Source organism: Pedobacter suwonensis (genome assembly GCF_900111825.1).
GTDB lineage: Bacteria > Bacteroidota > Bacteroidia > Sphingobacteriales > Sphingobacteriaceae > Pedobacter > Pedobacter suwonensis.
Genome location: NZ_FOJM01000007.1, coordinates 211,424 through 227,310, shown reverse-complemented (window position 1 = coordinate 227,310; position 15,887 = coordinate 211,424). Strand labels below are relative to the sequence as shown.

15 protein-coding genes are annotated in these 15,887 nt (G+C 38.6%); 12 read left to right on the top strand and 3 right to left on the bottom strand.

The features are described from left to right. Window positions 1-46: 46 nt before the first annotated feature. Together BM107_RS11100 and BM107_RS11095 are read right to left on the bottom strand one after the other, a co-directional pair. Window positions 47-817 (bottom strand): uroporphyrinogen-III synthase, encoded by a 771-nt coding sequence (locus tag BM107_RS11100; protein WP_090983220.1) that lies wholly within the window; start codon window positions 815-817, stop codon window positions 47-49. A gap of 14 nt (window positions 818-831) precedes the next feature. Beyond that, entirely contained in the window at window positions 832-1,809 is a 978-nt protein-coding gene (locus BM107_RS11095; protein WP_090983218.1) for a DUF4271 domain-containing protein, read from the bottom strand. A gap of 215 nt (window positions 1,810-2,024) precedes the next feature. On the opposite strand from BM107_RS11095, the gene hemW reads away from it, so the two are divergent. From hemW to BM107_RS11060, 7 genes are all read left to right on the top strand, one after another. Next, the gene (gene hemW / locus BM107_RS11090) at window positions 2,025-3,158 is read left to right on the top strand and encodes a radical SAM family heme chaperone HemW (protein ID WP_090983216.1); all 1,134 of its coding nucleotides are present in this window, start codon (window positions 2,025-2,027) and stop codon (window positions 3,156-3,158) included. Between the two features lie 95 nt (window positions 3,159-3,253). Further along, window positions 3,254-4,036 carry an SDR family oxidoreductase gene (locus BM107_RS11085; protein WP_090983213.1) on the top strand — a complete coding sequence of 261 codons (783 nt, stop codon included), beginning with the start codon at window positions 3,254-3,256 and terminating at the stop codon, window positions 4,034-4,036. 305 nt (window positions 4,037-4,341) lie between these two features. Beyond that, the gene (locus tag BM107_RS11080) at window positions 4,342-4,893 is read left to right on the top strand and encodes a fasciclin domain-containing protein (protein WP_090983352.1); all 552 of its coding nucleotides are present in this window, start codon (window positions 4,342-4,344) and stop codon (window positions 4,891-4,893) included. Window positions 4,894-5,124: 231 nt separating this feature from the next. Beyond that, window positions 5,125-6,006 carry a cupin-like domain-containing protein gene (locus BM107_RS11075; protein ID WP_090983211.1) on the top strand — a complete coding sequence of 294 codons (882 nt, stop codon included), beginning with the start codon at window positions 5,125-5,127 and terminating at the stop codon, window positions 6,004-6,006. A gap of 60 nt (window positions 6,007-6,066) precedes the next feature. Beyond that, window positions 6,067-6,852, top strand: a complete 786-nt coding sequence (locus BM107_RS11070; protein ID WP_090983209.1) for a DUF3050 domain-containing protein — start codon at window positions 6,067-6,069, stop codon at window positions 6,850-6,852. A gap of 129 nt (window positions 6,853-6,981) precedes the next feature. Then, window positions 6,982-7,860: a cupin-like domain-containing protein gene (locus tag BM107_RS11065; protein ID WP_090983207.1), complete on the top strand. Its 879-nt coding sequence runs from the start codon at window positions 6,982-6,984 to the stop codon at window positions 7,858-7,860. A gap of 101 nt (window positions 7,861-7,961) precedes the next feature. Then, the gene (locus BM107_RS11060; RefSeq protein ID WP_090983205.1) at window positions 7,962-8,576 is read left to right on the top strand and encodes a sugar O-acetyltransferase; all 615 of its coding nucleotides are present in this window, start codon (window positions 7,962-7,964) and stop codon (window positions 8,574-8,576) included. A gap of 549 nt (window positions 8,577-9,125) precedes the next feature. Here BM107_RS11060 and BM107_RS11055 read toward each other — a convergent pair. Further along, the gene (locus BM107_RS11055) at window positions 9,126-9,551 is read right to left on the bottom strand and encodes a YybH family protein (RefSeq protein WP_090983203.1); all 426 of its coding nucleotides are present in this window, start codon (window positions 9,549-9,551) and stop codon (window positions 9,126-9,128) included. Window positions 9,552-9,644: 93 nt separating this feature from the next. Between BM107_RS11055 and BM107_RS11050 the strand changes: the two genes are divergently transcribed. The 5 genes from BM107_RS11050 to BM107_RS11030 all read left to right on the top strand — a co-directional run bounded on the left by BM107_RS11050 (window position 9,645) and on the right by BM107_RS11030 (window position 15,712). Next, window positions 9,645-10,526, top strand: a complete 882-nt coding sequence (locus BM107_RS11050) for a carbohydrate kinase family protein (RefSeq protein ID WP_090983202.1) — start codon at window positions 9,645-9,647, stop codon at window positions 10,524-10,526. 375 nt (window positions 10,527-10,901) lie between these two features. Further along, window positions 10,902-11,999 (top strand): vWA domain-containing protein, encoded by a 1,098-nt coding sequence (locus BM107_RS11045; RefSeq protein WP_090983200.1) that lies wholly within the window; start codon window positions 10,902-10,904, stop codon window positions 11,997-11,999. 159 nt (window positions 12,000-12,158) lie between these two features. Further along, a complete protein-coding gene (locus BM107_RS11040; RefSeq protein ID WP_090983351.1) occupies window positions 12,159-13,646 on the top strand; it encodes a P-loop NTPase family protein in 1,488 nt (495 codons plus the stop codon). Continuing rightward, window positions 13,615-14,397 carry an AAA family ATPase gene (locus BM107_RS11035; RefSeq protein ID WP_244278791.1) on the top strand — a complete coding sequence of 261 codons (783 nt, stop codon included), beginning with the start codon at window positions 13,615-13,617 and terminating at the stop codon, window positions 14,395-14,397. Before BM107_RS11040 ends, BM107_RS11035 begins: the two co-directional genes overlap by 32 nt. Before the next feature lie 52 nt (window positions 14,398-14,449). Then, window positions 14,450-15,712 carry a metallophosphoesterase gene (locus tag BM107_RS11030; protein WP_090983195.1) on the top strand — a complete coding sequence of 421 codons (1,263 nt, stop codon included), beginning with the start codon at window positions 14,450-14,452 and terminating at the stop codon, window positions 15,710-15,712. Window positions 15,713-15,887: the final 175 nt, after the last annotated feature.

The window sequence follows — 15,887 nt, the reverse complement described above, 5'->3', positions numbered from 1 at the left end:
AAAGTTATGCTTTTGTTGTGCTGACTTGAAAAAATATTTTTTATTGCTATTTATTAGATATTTTGATGTAATTCTCAATCGCCATGGTCATTGACGGAACACCTGGAGTTGGCGCGGCAATATCTACGATCAGATCCATATCCGTACAGGCTTTACTGGTATTGGTTCCAAAAGCCGCAATACGGGTATTGTTTTGTTTAAAATCAGGGAAATTTTTAAATAAAGATTGAATACTTGAAGGACTAAAAAATGCGATAACATCATAGAATACCTCGGCTAAATCGGATAGATCGCTCACTACAGTCCTAAATAAAACCGCCGGTGTAAAATTGTATCCGCTTTTTTCCAAAAACTTCATCGTATCTTCGGTTGCCACATCAGAACAAGGGTATAAAAATTTCTCGTTTGCATGTTTCTTTAACACTTCGGCCAAATCGGCTGCAGTTTGTTTACCAAAAAAGATTTTACGCTTACGATACTGGATATATTTCTGCAGATATAAAGCGATGGTTTCAGACAGGCAGAAATATTTTAATTCTGCCGGCACTTCATAACGCATTTCTTCGCAGATTCTAAAAAAATGATCTGCTGCATTTCGGCTGGTAAAAATCACAGCCGTAAAATCGGCCAGATTAATCTTATCCTTTCTAAAGTCTCTTGCGGGTACACCTTCAACGTGGATAAAAGACCTAAAATCAACTTTTAAGTTGTGTTTTTTGGCCAAATCATAATAAGGAGATTTTTCTGTTTCAGGTTTTGGTAAAGTAACCAAAATACTTTTTACTTTGCGGATTCTAGAGTCGTTCTTTTCTTGCATTTTTCCTTTTCCTGCTACAGTCCTATCGTTTTAATTAGTATGAGGACGGGACATATTTCAAGCGCGCAAAAGTACAAAAATAAATGCATTTTAGAAAACTTATTGTTAGAAAGTATCGTTACACCTGCCCTCAGGAGCTGAAAGGTAAAAATGACGCCTAACAACAAGAAAGCCAACACAATATAAACCGAACCGTATTTTAGCGGCGACAGGGCAAAAGCAACCACTAAGGGAATGAATAGCAATGACGCATTGAAGTAACTGAGATACAAAATTGAAATATATTCCCCTACTGGTTTCTGCACATTAAACAGATAACCTAAAAATCGTAAGATGATTAGTTTAAGGGCATAAAAAACAATAATCGTGATGGAAATACTAAAGAAAAACTTAAAGCCGTCTTTAGCTTGATACATATCATTCCACTGGGCAACCAGAAAAAAGAACATTCCAAAAACAAAACCAAATTGCACAAAAAGCAACAAAAACGGCCATGAACTAAACAGGTTATCTTCTTTGTTAATATTGTTCAAAATCCTGTTACTGAAAAAGGCCTGAACGATTGCCGATAATTGCTTAGAAAAAGCATTTTTTAAAATGGCAAAGATAATAAGCATACCAAAAATAAAGCCTAATAAGCCTACGTTTCCCTTCGGAATTTTGGTACCCAACTGGTAAGGATTTGCTTTCTTCTTTAAATGCTGATACTTTTTGTGCCATGCCCACAAATCCAGCTTCGGAGAAAGATATTCCTTTTCAATAGTATCCAGAAGCGCGTTTTTATTAATTAAGCGCTCAGGAAGTACCCAGGTATGATGAATTAACGAATCGGTAACATACCGCTGCCTGGCCAATGTTGCCGAATCGGGCCGGTATCTTCGATATTGGTATTGCTTCACGGCTACGCTATCTGTTTGAACAGGAGTTTCCTGTGCCGCTAAAAAATTAGCAGACCATACAAACGCGAACAAAAAGAAAATAAATTTTGGCATGCGGCAAATCAAAACTTCAAGATGCAAAAGTAGTTGAATAATCAGGGTTTACCTAAAGAAAATAAATTGATTGGTGAATATGCACAGTAAAGCCATTACTTAACATTACCAAACGAATAGTAAAGCTGTTACTTTACTTAGATTTGGAATTATATGCTGATGAGGCTTGTATATTATGACAATAAAGAAAAATTAACTTCGCTATCTTTGCAGCAATGTCCGGTATCTATATTCATATTCCTTTTTGTAAAAAGGCCTGCCACTATTGCGATTTTCATTTCAGCACTTCCTTAAAACATGCAGATGAAATGGTAGAAGCCATTTGTAAGGAAATAAAAATGAAAAAAGACCGGATTCACGGACAGGTTGGGAGTATCTATTTAGGCGGTGGTACACCTTCTATCCTATCTGAAAATGCGCTGCAAAAAATTTTTGATACGATTAACCATACTTTTTCGGTGGATGCAAATGCGGAAATTACCATCGAAACCAATCCCGATGATTTAACGGCCCGGAAATTAAAGGAGCTGAAACAATTGCCGGTTAACCGCTTTAGTGTTGGAGTCCAATCGTTTTATGATGAGGATCTGATCTGGATGAACAGGGCGCACCAGGCTCAGGAAGCCGAGGATTGCATCAGAAGAAGTCAGGATGCCGGTTTTGAAAACTTAACCCTCGATTTAATTTATGGTTATCCTTTGCTTACAGATCAAAAATGGCTGAGCAATATCCAAAAGGCCATTGAACTTGAAGTTCCGCACATTTCTGCCTACGCACTCACTGTTGAGCCCAGAACGGCTTTGGCCCATGCCATAACAAACAAAAAACAAACGCCCGTAAACGATAACCAAAGCGCTGCGCAGTTTGTAATTTTGATGGATAAACTGGTAAATGCCGGATTTGAACACTACGAAATTTCGAATTTGGCCAAACCAGGCCATTATGCATTGCATAATACCAATTATTGGAAAGGCATAGATTATATTGGCATCGGTCCATCTGCACATGGTTTTAACGGCCAAAACCGGTATATAAACCCTGCGAATAATGCCTCTTACCTGAAAGCTTTAAACCAGAATAAACTTCCTGAAATGGTTGAAGAATTAAGTGTGCATGATAGATTTAATGAATATATCATGACTTCGCTGAGGACAATGTGGGGAACTGATTTACAAAAAATAAATAGCGTTTTCGGAAAGGATTTTTTAGAAGAGACAAAATATAAGCTTAAAAATTTTGAGGATAAAGACTGGCTGGTGATTGATGGTGATCATATTTATTTAAGTCAGAACGGAAAATTGTTTGCCGATCATATTGCTTCGGAATTATTTATATTAGTAGATGAATGAGTAAATTGAGAACGATTGGATTGAAGAATAACTGAGTAGCGATCAAAACGACATTCACGCATTCAAAACTCAATCATTCAATAATTAGCAAAAATATGTCAAAAATTGTATGGATCACAGGCGCATCATCTGGTATCGGAGAAGCCCTGGTATATGAATATTTTAAAGCAGGCGATAAACTGATTATTTCAGGAAGAAACCGCGATGAATTATTCCGCGTTAAAGGAAATTGCCAAAATTCCTTTAATGTCCACGTTTTGCCATTCGATTTAAGCGAAACGGCTTCACTCGAAAATAAAGCAGCTGATGCCATCCGTATTTTTGGCAAGATTGATTTATTGATCAATTGCGGAGGTGTAAGCCAGCGAAGCCTGGCCCTGGCAACCAATCTACATACTGAACAGCAAATTATGGATACCAATTTTTGGGGTACGGTAGGGCTTAGTAAAGCGGTTTTACCCTCAATGATCGCCAAAGGTGGTGGCCAGATCGTAGTAATTAGCAGTCTTGTTGGTAAATTCGGTACGAAGTTCCGCTCTACTTATGCGGCCTCCAAACATGCGCTTCATGGCTATTTCGATTCACTCCGATCGGAGGTTTACGATAAAAATATTGATATCACGATTATCTGTCCAGGTTTTATCAAAACCAATGTAACCTACAATGCGCTCACTGGAGATGGCAACCCACTTAACATAATGGGTGATGCGCATGAAAACGCCATGACACCTGCCGAATGTGCTAAACAAATTGTGCAAGCTGCCAACAGCAAAAAAGAAGAGGTTTATATCGGCGGAAAAGAAACCAGGGCAGTATTATTGAAACGGTTTTTTCCAAAGATTTTTTCAAAAAAAGTGAGAACGGCCAAGGTGAATTGATAAGCATTTGGCGTCGGGCCGTAAGGGTGATCAGCGATTTGAGAAGCGCACAGATCACAAGTTTTGTAAGTACCGATCTTTTCATAAATAGGCCTAATCAGGCGACTCCATTTTTTTAATCGGATTAATGAAAACGTTAAAATACTTTCATATAAATCGCCAAAAACATCTTTTCAAAATTTAAAAATAAAATTTTAAACCGCTATTAATCAAAAACTTAATAGATAATTTTCAATTTCTAAAAACCAAGTATCTGTAAGCTGTCGTAAATGGAATCAAATAACAGAAACTTAAAATTAGAAATAATGAAAAATTTAATCTTATCCGCATTTGCCATCATTACCATGGCATTCACTAGTCAGGTTTACGCTCAAAAAAATCCAATGGTTGGTGGCGCTGCCATGTACACAACCAAGGATATTGTTGATAACGCGGTAAATTCAAAAGACCACACTACATTGGTGGCAGCAGTTAAAGCGGCAGGTTTGGTAGAAACATTAAAAGGTGCTGGTCCTTTTACAGTTTTTGCACCAACCAATGCTGCCTTCGATAAACTTCCTGCCGGAACCGTAGATAACCTGGTTAAACCAGAAAACAAAGCAACCCTTACCAAAATTTTAACTTACCATGTTGTTGCAGGCAAAATGGATAGTAAAGCAATTGCAAAAGCAATAAAAGCTGGTGGTGGCAAAGCAGAATTAACAACCGTAGAAGGTGGTAAACTTTGGGCCTGGATGGAAGGCAAAAAACTGGTGCTAAAAGATGAAAAAGGCGGAATGAGTACAGTTACAATTGCAGACGTTTATCAAAAAAATGGTGTGATCCACGTAGTAGACACCGTATTAATGCCTAAATAACATTAAAATACATCCTTATTATTAGCAAAAACGTTCTGTCGAAAGTAGGAACGTTTTTGTTTTTTAAACAGTTTATATCTACGCACCAGACATAACTATAATCAATAATTTAATACAACCTTATACCATTTGACTTTTTTTGATGAATTGTCAGTTTTTTTTCAAGTTTTTGTATTTGTCATGCTTAGTGTTCTTAACTATTTAATTTTGCCCAATTAATAGTTTTTTAACATGAAATTCCTTTTATCTCCTATCGATGTAGTTGAAGATATTTCCAAATCAGATTTCGAACTGAACTATCTTAAACCACGCAAACCTTTGGTAATAAAAAACATGGCCAAAAAATGGCCAGCTTACCAAAAATGGACGATGGAATACATGAAACAAGTAGTTGGGGATAAAACTGTTCCCCTCTACGACAGTTCCAAAGCTGATCCTTCCAAACCTATCAATGCATCTGCTGCCGAAATGAAATTTGGCGATTACATAGACCTGATTAAGGAAACTCCGACTGACCTACGCATCTTTTTATTTGATCCGATAAAGTTTGCACCTGAGCTGCTGGAAGATTACATTGCACCAAAAGATTTAATGGGTGGTTTTTTAGATAGTTACCCTAATATGTTCTTCGGCGGTAAAGGCTCAGTAACCTTTTTGCATTACGACATTGATTTAGCACACATTTTCCACACCCACTTTAACGGACGGAAGCATGTAATCTTATTTGATTATAAATGGAAAGAACGTTTGTATCAAATTCCATATGCCACTTATGCCCTGGAAGATTATGATGTAGAGAATCCCGATTTTGATAAATTTCCCGCATTAAAGGGTGTTCAGGGTATTGAAGCATTTTTAGAGCATGGCGATACTTTATTTATGCCTACAGGTTACTGGCACTGGATGAAATACCTGGACGGCTCATTTTCGATCAGCTTAAGGGCATGGGATAAAAGCTGGATGGTGAAAGCAAAAAGCTTGTATAACTTAACTTTACAGCGTAAATTTGACGACTTTATGAAAGCAAACTACCGCGAGAAGTACATGCAATGGAAAGAAAATCTTGCAGTTAAAAGAGCGGGCAGAGCGCTTGAGAAAAATTTACCGAAATAATAATGACTGAATCAATTTATCTTAAAGTTTCAAATATTCAGTCATTCACCTATCCAACATATGCATTCCAATATTCTAAAAATCCAAAAAGAAATTGAGCCGCTTAGGCAAGAGATTATCAACCATAAAGTATACTCGGCGATTAATGAGGTGGAAGATCTCCGCATTTTTATGGAACACCATATTTTTGCAGTTTGGGATTTTATGTCGCTGCTTAAATCCTTACAGATAAATTTAACCTGCACAAACTTACCCTGGTTCCCGGTAGGCGATCCCGTTACCCGGCAACTGATCAATGAAATTGTTGCGGGAGAAGAATCGGATGTGGATGCTGATGGAAACATAAAAAGCCACTTTGAACTCTATCTGAATGCCATGGAACAATGTAATGCAAATACTAAACCTATCCAGATCTTTTTGGCAGAACTGAAAAACGGAAAAAGCTTCGATGAGGCTTTTGAAATCGCCGGGGCACCAGCAAGTGCAAGGGATTTTGTGAATGCAACTTTCGAAACCATTAATAGTGGAAAAACCCATTTACAGGCAGCGAGTTTCACTTTTGGCCGTGAGGATTTAATACCAAACATGTTTTTTAGCTTGGTAAATGACTTGAATAGTACCCAGCCTGAACAGGTTTCGATCTTTAAATATTACCTGGAGCGCCATATAGAAGTAGATGGTGACCACCACAGCCATTTAGCGCTCAGTATGACGGAGAAGCTTTGTGAAAAAGATGAATCATTTTGGACAGAAGCCGAAGAAACTGCAAAAATGGCGCTACAAAAAAGGATCGAACTGTGGGACGCTGCCTATGCCGAAATGATCAAAAATAAAGTGGAGGCTTAATTATTAAATTGTTAAGTATTTACTAATTTTAGATTACGTGATTTTAGTCACATTTAGCTGTTAACAACAATTTTATAAAATAAAATTTACACATTTGTTGTTCGGCACAAATAACCGATTTTTAAAAGCATGAGTTTCATTTTAAAACCTGTTGATATCGTTGAGAGCATCACTCCCGAAGATTTTAAGAAAAATTATCTGAAAACTAAACGTCCGTTAGTAATCAGAGGCCTAACCAAAGATTGGCCTGCCAGAGAGAAATGGACGACTGAATATTTAAAGGAAATTGGTGGAGAACTCGAGGTGCCGCTTTACGATAACTCTAAGGCAGATCCGTCAAAGCCGATTAATGCGGCAACCGCACACATGAAATTTGGCGATTACCTTGACCTGATCAAACGGGAACCAACTGAGCTGCGCATATTCTTTTTTAATCTGTTTAAAAAAGTACCCAGTTTAATTAATGATGTTAAAATCCCCAAAGATTTAATGGGTGGCTTTATAGAAAGCATGCCTGCAATGTTTTTCGGCGGTTCTAACTCGGTAACCTTTTTGCATTACGATATCGATTTACCGCATATTTTCCACACACACTTTGGCGGCAGAAAGCACATCATCTTATTCGATTATAAATGGAAAGACAGGCTGTATTGCCTGCCAAATGCAACTTATGCTTTGGAAGATTACGATGTGGCCAACCCGGATTTTAAGAAATTCCCGGCACTAAATGGTGTTGAAGGTTATGAAGTGTTTTTAGAACACGGCGATACGTTATTTATGCCAACCGGAATGTGGCACTGGATGAAATATGTAGACGGTTCATTTTCGCTAAGCTTAAGGGCCTGGGATCAATCCATTACACGTAAAATCGCCAGTGTTTGGAGTTTATTTACCCATGGTGCCATTGACAGTCTGATTAAAATGACTTTCAAAGAAAAATATGCCCATTGGAGAGAGAAAAGAGCGGTTAAAATAGCCGAGAAGGCTTTGGCGAAAGGCAAGCCGTAAAATTAAAAAAAATTAAAATACAACGGGACATCGGTAAATGATAGTCCCGTTTTTTATTATTATTGCGAAAACACTTTAGCGGAATAAAAATCAGATTAGCAATGAACACCAATAAACTTACTGAAAAACAAAAAATGCTGAGTGGCCAAGCTTATCAGGCGGGTGATGCCGAACTGGCAAAAGAAAGATTAAAAGCCCGGGAACTGGTTTATGAGTTTAATCACCTGGCTCCCAAATTCATTAAACAACGCAAGGAATTACTAAAAAGGCTATTCGGCAAAACCGAAAGGATGTTTTATGTGGAACCACCCTTCAGATGCGATTATGGTTATAACATTGAAATTGGAGATAATTTTTACGCCAATTTTAACCTCGTTATTTTAGATTGTGCCAAAGTAAGTATAGGCAACAACGTTTTTATTGCACCAAATGTAGCCATATATACTGCCGGGCATCCAATCCATGCTTATTTACGTGATCAGGAATACGAATGGGCACAAGAAATTACCATTGGTAATAGTGTTTGGATCGGCGGAAATGTAGTCATTAATCCGGGCGTTAAAATAGGTTCTAATGTGGTCATCGGATCTGGAAGTATTGTTACCAGAGATATTCCGGATAACGTTTTTGCTGCGGGGAACCCATGCAGGATAATCCGCCAGCTAACAGATGCAGATAAAGATTATTATTACAAGGATTTTAAGTTAGGCGAATAGAGAATCGTCCCGATTTGCAATCGGGATGCGCGAGAATGGCGATTGTATCGCCTTAAAAATGACTCCCTTTCGCATTTGAAAATGCTAATCTCCCGAATCCCCGTTACAAACGGGGACTATAAAGGGAATGGCGATTGTATCGCCTTAAAATGACTCCCTTTCGCATTTGAAAGTGCTAATCTCCCGAATCCCCGCCAACAAACGAGGACTATTGGCTCATATATATAATCCGCCAATTAGTTGCAGATAAATTGTTATTAAATAGATTGTAAGTTAGACGAACACGAAATCGTCCCGATTTGCAATCGGGATGCGCGAGAATGGCGATTGTATCGCCTTAAAAATTATTCCCTTTCGCATTTGTAAAATGCTAATCTCCCGAATCCCCGTTACAAACGGGGACTATAATGATGATAATTTCACTTATGATTCAGCTCCTGTAAAGAGCATCCGGATTCTCGATTGCACTCCGCTCGAAATGACGACCCCTGGGAAATTTTTATTACCAACGCAACTTGGCCTCCATTTTACATCTTACTTCTTCCGTACTTAGCTACTATGATCAACAATTACTTTCCATTCGCCCTTAATTTTTTTAATCAATAAGGTAAAATATCCCTTAAGTTCATCCTTTTCACGTTTTACATTCCAGCTGCCGAGTACAAAAGCCAGATCAGGCCTCAAAAAATTGACCTTTTTTATGCCAAACACCAAAAACCCCATGGCAGATTTATCAGGATAACCCTTTTTATAATTATCCAATGTTTTTTGCCAGCCGTAAGTCGGTCCGCTTTTACCAACAAAAAGCAAACTATCCGATTTTTCATAACCTTGCATAAAGGCTTCGACATCGCCTTTGTTCCAATCGGTACGCTGCCTTTCAAGAAGATTAAGTATGGCCTGCTTATCTTTCGAATTTTGAGCAAAAGCGCCAAGAGAGGTAAAAATTAGTGCAATTAAAAGTATTTTTTTCATGATTATTGAAGTTAACGTAAAAATTAAAGATATGAAACAAATTATTTTGTTCCATGGGTAAAAATTCTTTATTTACAGCTCTATAAATCTACTATGCAAAATAAAGTAATTACAATTGGTGAAATACTCTGGGATGTTTTCCCAGAAGGGAAAAAAGCTGGCGGCTCTAGCATGAATGTTGCGCTCAATTTGCACAAGCAAGGTATGGAGAGCCAATTTATCAGCGCAGTGGGCAATGACGAAAATGGCAGAGCACTTCTTAGTTTTCTAACCGGTAACCACTTTGCAACTGATCTGATCCAAATTCACACCGAGTTACCCACCAGTACGGTTGTGGTGCAACTAGATGAAAACCATCAGGCTACTTACACCATAAAAAAGCCTGTAGCATGGGATGATATCAAAGTTACTGATGATAACACTAAGGCTGTAAAACAGGCTGATGCATTAGTATATTGCAGCTTAACCTGCCGGGAAGAAAAATCAAGAGAAGCCATCCTGGCACTTTTAGAAAATGCCAAGATTAAAATATTCGATATCAACCTCCGGGCGCCATTTTATTCGAAAGAATTAATCGGAGCGCTTTTGGCAAAAGCAGATATCCTGAAAATAAATGAAGATGAGCTGGTTTGGGTACAAGAATCGTTTGGTTTAACAGGCAATACTGACGAACAATTATTAAAACAGCTTTCAACTCAGTTTGATATCGGAATCATTTGCCTTACACTTGGCGATAAGGGTGCTTGTGTATTAAAGGAAGGCAAATTATTCAAACATGCAGGTTATAAAGTGCAGGTAGCTGATACAGTTGGCGCTGGTGACGCTTTTTTAGCCACCTTTATTGCCTGTTATCTGCAAGGTTATCCGATGGAAACCACTTTGGACAATGCCTGTAAGGTTGGCGCTTTTGTAGCTTCACAGCCCGGGGCAAATCCTGAGTATAATAAAAAAATTTATCATATGTCGCTCGAATAAACATTCTGCTTCCAGTTGACAGTTGACAGTTTTCAGTTTTCAGTTGACAGTTTTCAGATTCCAGTTCATCTTTCAATTTGTACCGATGGCATTTGCGTTAGGGATTGTAAGGGTTCAGTGCCGGTTCTTTACCGGTACCGAAGCGAAGCGTAGCCCTGAAAAGCCCGACCCTTGCGCAGCTTGGTGAAACGCCCAAACTAGTTTGAAACCTGCAATTTTCAGTTGGCAGTGGACACTTTTCAGTTTACAAATTTTTAGCATAGCTGTGCTTTAATCTTTCAGCTTTTACCTTTTGGCTTCATTCCAAATATGACACCGCGCTTAAATTAAAACAAAGCGAAACTTTTATCTTCGATAAATCGTTAATACAAACACATGAGAGGTTTTCGTTTTTCTGATTATAAGCCGGGCGATGCGCCGAAGGGCGGGTTTGATGAGTTGCTGAAATTATTTAGCGAACTGCTTAATTATACAGCGGGAGACGCAGCAGAGGCGTTAAGCTGGCTGAACGAACTCGACAAACAATACAAACTAACCAATAACGATTACGGTATCGGTAATTTTATCGACGACCTGAAAGATAAAGGTTACCTGACGGAAGACAATCAATCCGGAGCATTTAAAATTACTGCTAAAACAGAACAGACCATCCGAAAATCGGCCTTAGACGAGATTTTCGGCAAGCTCAAAAAATCTGGTCGCGGTAACCACAACAGTAATCAGTCTGGAATTGGTGAGGAAAAAAATGCCGACAGACGGGAATATAATTTTGGTGACAGCCTGGATCAGATCGACATGACCGCTTCGATACAAAATGCACAGATTAACCATGGCATTGGCGATTTCACTTTAACTGACCGTGATCTGGAAGTAGAGGAAAAGGATTTCAAAACCTTAACTGCTACGGTATTGATGATCGATATTTCGCACTCCATGATTTTATATGGTGAAGACCGGATAACACCTGCAAAAAAAGTCGCCATGGCTTTAGCCGAGCTGATTAAAACGAAATACCCGAAGGATACTTTAGATATCGTGGTTTTCGGAAATGATGCCTGGCCCATCAGCGTTAAAGACTTGCCTTATCTGCAGGTTGGACCTTACCACACCAATACGTATGCAGGATTGGAATTGGCTGCGGATTTACTCCGCCGGAGGAAAACCCATAATAAACAGATTTTCATGATTACCGATGGAAAACCAACCTGCCTGAAGGAAAATGGCAGATACTATAAAAACAGCATGGGTTTGGATAGGAAGGTCATCAACAAAACCTTAAATATGGCAGCTCAATGTAAGCGGCTGAAGATCCCGATTACAACATTTATGATTGCCAAAGATCCTTACCTGCAACAGTTTGTTCGGCAGTTTACCGAAATTAATGGCGGCAGGGCTTTTTATAGCTCTCTAAATGGTTTGGGCGAATACATTTTTGAAGATTACATTAAAAACAGAAGAAAAACAGTTAAGTAAGGTTGAAGGTAAAAGGCATAAGGCTTAAGGTAAAACCCATTGCCAGGTCCTGCCCAGATCAACCATAAAATATTAAAAAGGAAGATAGATATATGTAAGAGGCTTGTGCACTTGCAAACCTTATACCTTAAACCCTATGCCTTAAACCCAATTAAAAAGATGCAAAACACAACATTAGGCCAGTTAAAAACTACAGGATATACATCACGATCAGTAAAAGAAGAACTCAGGGAAAATCTGATCAAAGTTTTACGCGACAAAAAAGCGGAGTTTGAAGGCATTATCGGCTATGATGAAACAGTAATTCCTGAGCTGCAAACGGCCATTTTATCGCGTCATAACATTTTACTTTTAGGTTTACGCGGACAGGCAAAAACACGTATTGCACGTTTAATGGTAAACTTGCTGGATGAATACGTACCCTATGTAGCAGGAAGCGAGATTTTCGATGACCCATTAAATCCAATTTCCTGGTATGCAAAAAATGAGATTGCCACTAAGGGTGATGATACCGAAATTGCCTGGTTGCACCGAAGTGAACGATATACAGAAAAACTGGCCACACCGGACGTTACCGTTGCAGATTTAATCGGCGATGTTGACCCCATTAAGGCGGCGACCTTGAAGTTGACTTATAACGATGAGCGCGTAATCCACTTTGGATTGATTCCGCGTGCACACCGCAGTATATTTGTAATTAACGAACTACCCGATTTACAGGCACGTATCCAGGTGGCATTGTTCAACATGCTGCAGGAAAAAGATATTCAGATCCGTGGCTTTAAATTGCGTTTGCCGCTGGATATCCAGTTTGTTTTTACAGCAAATCCGGAAGATTATACCAACCGCGGAAGTATTGTTACACCGTTAAAGGACAGGATCGAAAGCCAGATTTTAACTCATTATCCAAAAACGGTCGAAATTTCACGCAAGATTACTTTTCAGGAAGCAAAATTAACGGCTGATCAGCGGACCAGCATAGAAGCCGATGGATTGGTGAAAGACCTGATAGAGCAAATTGCTTTTGAAGCGCGTAAAAGTGAATATATCGACCAAAAATCGGGTGTATCGGCCAGGTTGACCATCTCCGCTTATGAAAATTTAATCAGCACCGCTGAAAGAAGAATGCTGATTTCCGGCGATAAAAACACATTTGTACGTTTATCTGACTTTGCAGGAGTTATCCCGGCCATAACCGGTAAGATAGAATTGGTTTATGAAGGTGAATTAGAAGGGCCCGCACATGTAGCCACAACATTAATCGGCAAAGCTGTCAAAACCTTATTTGCACGGTATTTCCCCGACCCCGAAAAAGCAAAGAAAACAAAAACGGCTAATCCATATACCGAAGTAACCGAATGGTTTACTGATGGTAATAATATTGATGTTACGGATGCTTTAACAAATGTACAATACAAAAAAGCGCTGATGCTTGTACCAGGTTTATACGATCTGGTAAAAAAGTTTCATCCTAAGCTAAGTGAGAACCAAACTTTACTTTTAATGGAATTCGTGTTACATGGTTTAGCTGAATATTCACAACTGAGCAAAAACTTTTTAAATGGCGGCTTCGGCTTCTCTGATATGTTTGGCAGTTTATTTAATGCCGAATTTGATGAAGAAGAAGATGAAGACGACTTCAGATAAGCAAATGGAATTTAACGAATATCTCTTATCGCTAAGGTTAAAACAAGAGAACCTTCCTAATGGATATCCGTTTAATATACCTTGTTTAAAATCTTTTGAAACATTAGACTTCCACCCTAATGTTACTTTCTTAACCGGTGAAAATGGAGTTGGAAAGTCAACCATTATCGAAGCTATAGCCGTTTATCTGGGCTTTAACGCGGAGGGTGGTGGCAAAAATTTTAACTTTAAAAGTACTGCAACACATTCTGCTTTGCATAACCACCTTATGATAACAAAAGGATTTAAACAAATTAAAGACGGTTATTTTTTAAGGGGAGAGAGTTTCTACAATGTTGCGAGCGAGATTGATAAACTGGATGAGGAACCTCGCGGACCAAAAATTATAAATTCTTATGGCGGCGTATCTTTACATGAGCAATCGCATGGAGAGTCGTTTTGGTCGCTTTTTATGAACCGTTTTGGCAGTCATGGCGTTTATATACTTGATGAGCCCGAATCTGCGCTTTCTGCTACAAAACAAATCGCAATGTTATCCAAAATCAATAATTTGGTTAACGATAATTCGCAATTGATCATCGCCACACACTCGCCGATTTTATTATCATACCCGAAAGCCTGGATATATGAAATGACCGAAAATAAAATAGTGAGGGTTAAATATGAAGAATCGGAGGTTTACAGGGTCTACAAGGCCTTTTTAGATCATCCGCAACGAATATTGAATGATATATTTACTTCAAATAGTTAATTTAGGCGGATTAAATTAATTTATTTATACTTAAATCGAATAACCCGATCATATGGGAAGATTACCTTTCATTATTGCCGCTTGCATTTTCATTATTGCATTTGATATTTACTGCTTTAAAGCCATCATCGCCGTATTTAAAAAATGGAAACCGAATACTAAAAAGGTATTTACCATTGCTTATTGGACCTATAGCACCTTACTGATCATCGGTGTTTTTTGTGGCATTTACCTCAATCTTTTCCTAACCCTAAGGGCTATTATTTTAGTTGCTTTCTTTTTAACTGTAGCCTGTAAAATGGCGATGTTGCCTTTTTTAGTGTTAGATGATTTACGCAGGTTGTTCATTAAAATTTTCAGAAAAAATAAAACAGCCGAAGCTTCAACCATACCACAAAACGAACAATCTCCTACTGGTGACCATATTTCACGATCAGAATTTCTAGTAAAAGCCGGATTGGTAGCGGCTGCAGTTCCGCTAACATCATTGAGCTGGGGTATTATTTCAGGCGCTTATGATTATCAGGTGAGACGTATTAATTTGATCCTTCCTAACCTGCCCAAAGCTTTTGATGGCATTACCTTGGGACAGATTTCTGATATTCACTCTGGCAGTTTTTATAACAAAACCGCTGTGAAAGGCGGCGTAGAAATGTTATTGGGTGAGAAACCCGATTTTATCTTTTTCACAGGCGATTTGGTGAATAACCTCACTAACGAAGTAAAGGATTATCAGGATATATTTTCGAAAGTGAAAGCGCCGCTAGGCGTATATTCTTCGTTGGGCAATCACGATTACGGTGATTATTATTTTGGGAAGGAATCATCTCCGGCCAAAGTTAAAAACCTGAAAGATATGGTTGACGTGCATAAAATAATGGGCTACGATCTTTTGATGAATGAAAACCGGAGATTAAAGGTAGATGGGGAAGAAATCGGGATTTTAGGCATTGAAAACTGGGGAATGGGCCGTTTTCCTAAATATGGAAAAATGGAACTGGCAGTTCAAAATACAGATGATTTACCGGTTAAACTTTTACTTAGTCACGACCCATCGCATTGGCGAGGAGAAGTTTTACAGAAATATCCACAAATCGATGCCATGTTTAGCGGCCATACGCACGGCATGCAATTTGGCGTTCGTTTAAAGGAAATGCAATGGAGCCCGGTGCAATACATTTATAAAGAGTGGGCAGGCTTATACCAGGAGCAAAAACAACAGCTGTATGTTAACGTGGGATACGGCTTTTTAGGTTATCCGGGCAGGGTTGGTATTTTACCGGAGATTACAATATTTACTTTGAAAAGGGCTTAGTGTTATCTGACGTTACCATCTGACACCTATCTGAATAACTTAAAACCGCCAGATGGCAACACCTGACGGCATAAATATCTTACTTTGAAGAAGGCTTAGTGGTGTCTGATGTTACCATCTGACACCTATCTGAATAACTTAAAACCATCAGATGACGACATTTGACGGCACAAAT

Coding starts and splice junctions, on each gene's coding strand:
- BM107_RS11100 (WP_090983220.1), bottom strand. CDS start 817: ATGCAAGAAAAGAACGACTCTAGAATCCGCAAAGTAAAAAGTATTTTG.
- BM107_RS11095 (WP_090983218.1), bottom strand. CDS start 1,809: ATGCCAAAATTTATTTTCTTTTTGTTCGCGTTTGTATGGTCTGCTAAT.
- hemW (WP_090983216.1), top strand. CDS start 2,025: ATGTCCGGTATCTATATTCATATTCCTTTTTGTAAAAAGGCCTGCCAC.
- BM107_RS11085 (WP_090983213.1), top strand. CDS start 3,254: ATGTCAAAAATTGTATGGATCACAGGCGCATCATCTGGTATCGGAGAA.
- BM107_RS11080 (WP_090983352.1), top strand. CDS start 4,342: ATGAAAAATTTAATCTTATCCGCATTTGCCATCATTACCATGGCATTC.
- BM107_RS11075 (WP_090983211.1), top strand. CDS start 5,125: ATGAAATTCCTTTTATCTCCTATCGATGTAGTTGAAGATATTTCCAAA.
- BM107_RS11070 (WP_090983209.1), top strand. CDS start 6,067: ATGCATTCCAATATTCTAAAAATCCAAAAAGAAATTGAGCCGCTTAGG.
- BM107_RS11065 (WP_090983207.1), top strand. CDS start 6,982: ATGAGTTTCATTTTAAAACCTGTTGATATCGTTGAGAGCATCACTCCC.
- BM107_RS11060 (WP_090983205.1), top strand. CDS start 7,962: ATGAACACCAATAAACTTACTGAAAAACAAAAAATGCTGAGTGGCCAA.
- BM107_RS11055 (WP_090983203.1), bottom strand. CDS start 9,551: ATGAAAAAAATACTTTTAATTGCACTAATTTTTACCTCTCTTGGCGCT.
- BM107_RS11050 (WP_090983202.1), top strand. CDS start 9,645: ATGCAAAATAAAGTAATTACAATTGGTGAAATACTCTGGGATGTTTTC.
- BM107_RS11045 (WP_090983200.1), top strand. CDS start 10,902: ATGAGAGGTTTTCGTTTTTCTGATTATAAGCCGGGCGATGCGCCGAAG.
- BM107_RS11040 (WP_090983351.1), top strand. CDS start 12,159: ATGCAAAACACAACATTAGGCCAGTTAAAAACTACAGGATATACATCA.
- BM107_RS11035 (WP_244278791.1), top strand. CDS start 13,615: ATGAAGAAGAAGATGAAGACGACTTCAGATAAGCAAATGGAATTTAAC.
- BM107_RS11030 (WP_090983195.1), top strand. CDS start 14,450: ATGGGAAGATTACCTTTCATTATTGCCGCTTGCATTTTCATTATTGCA.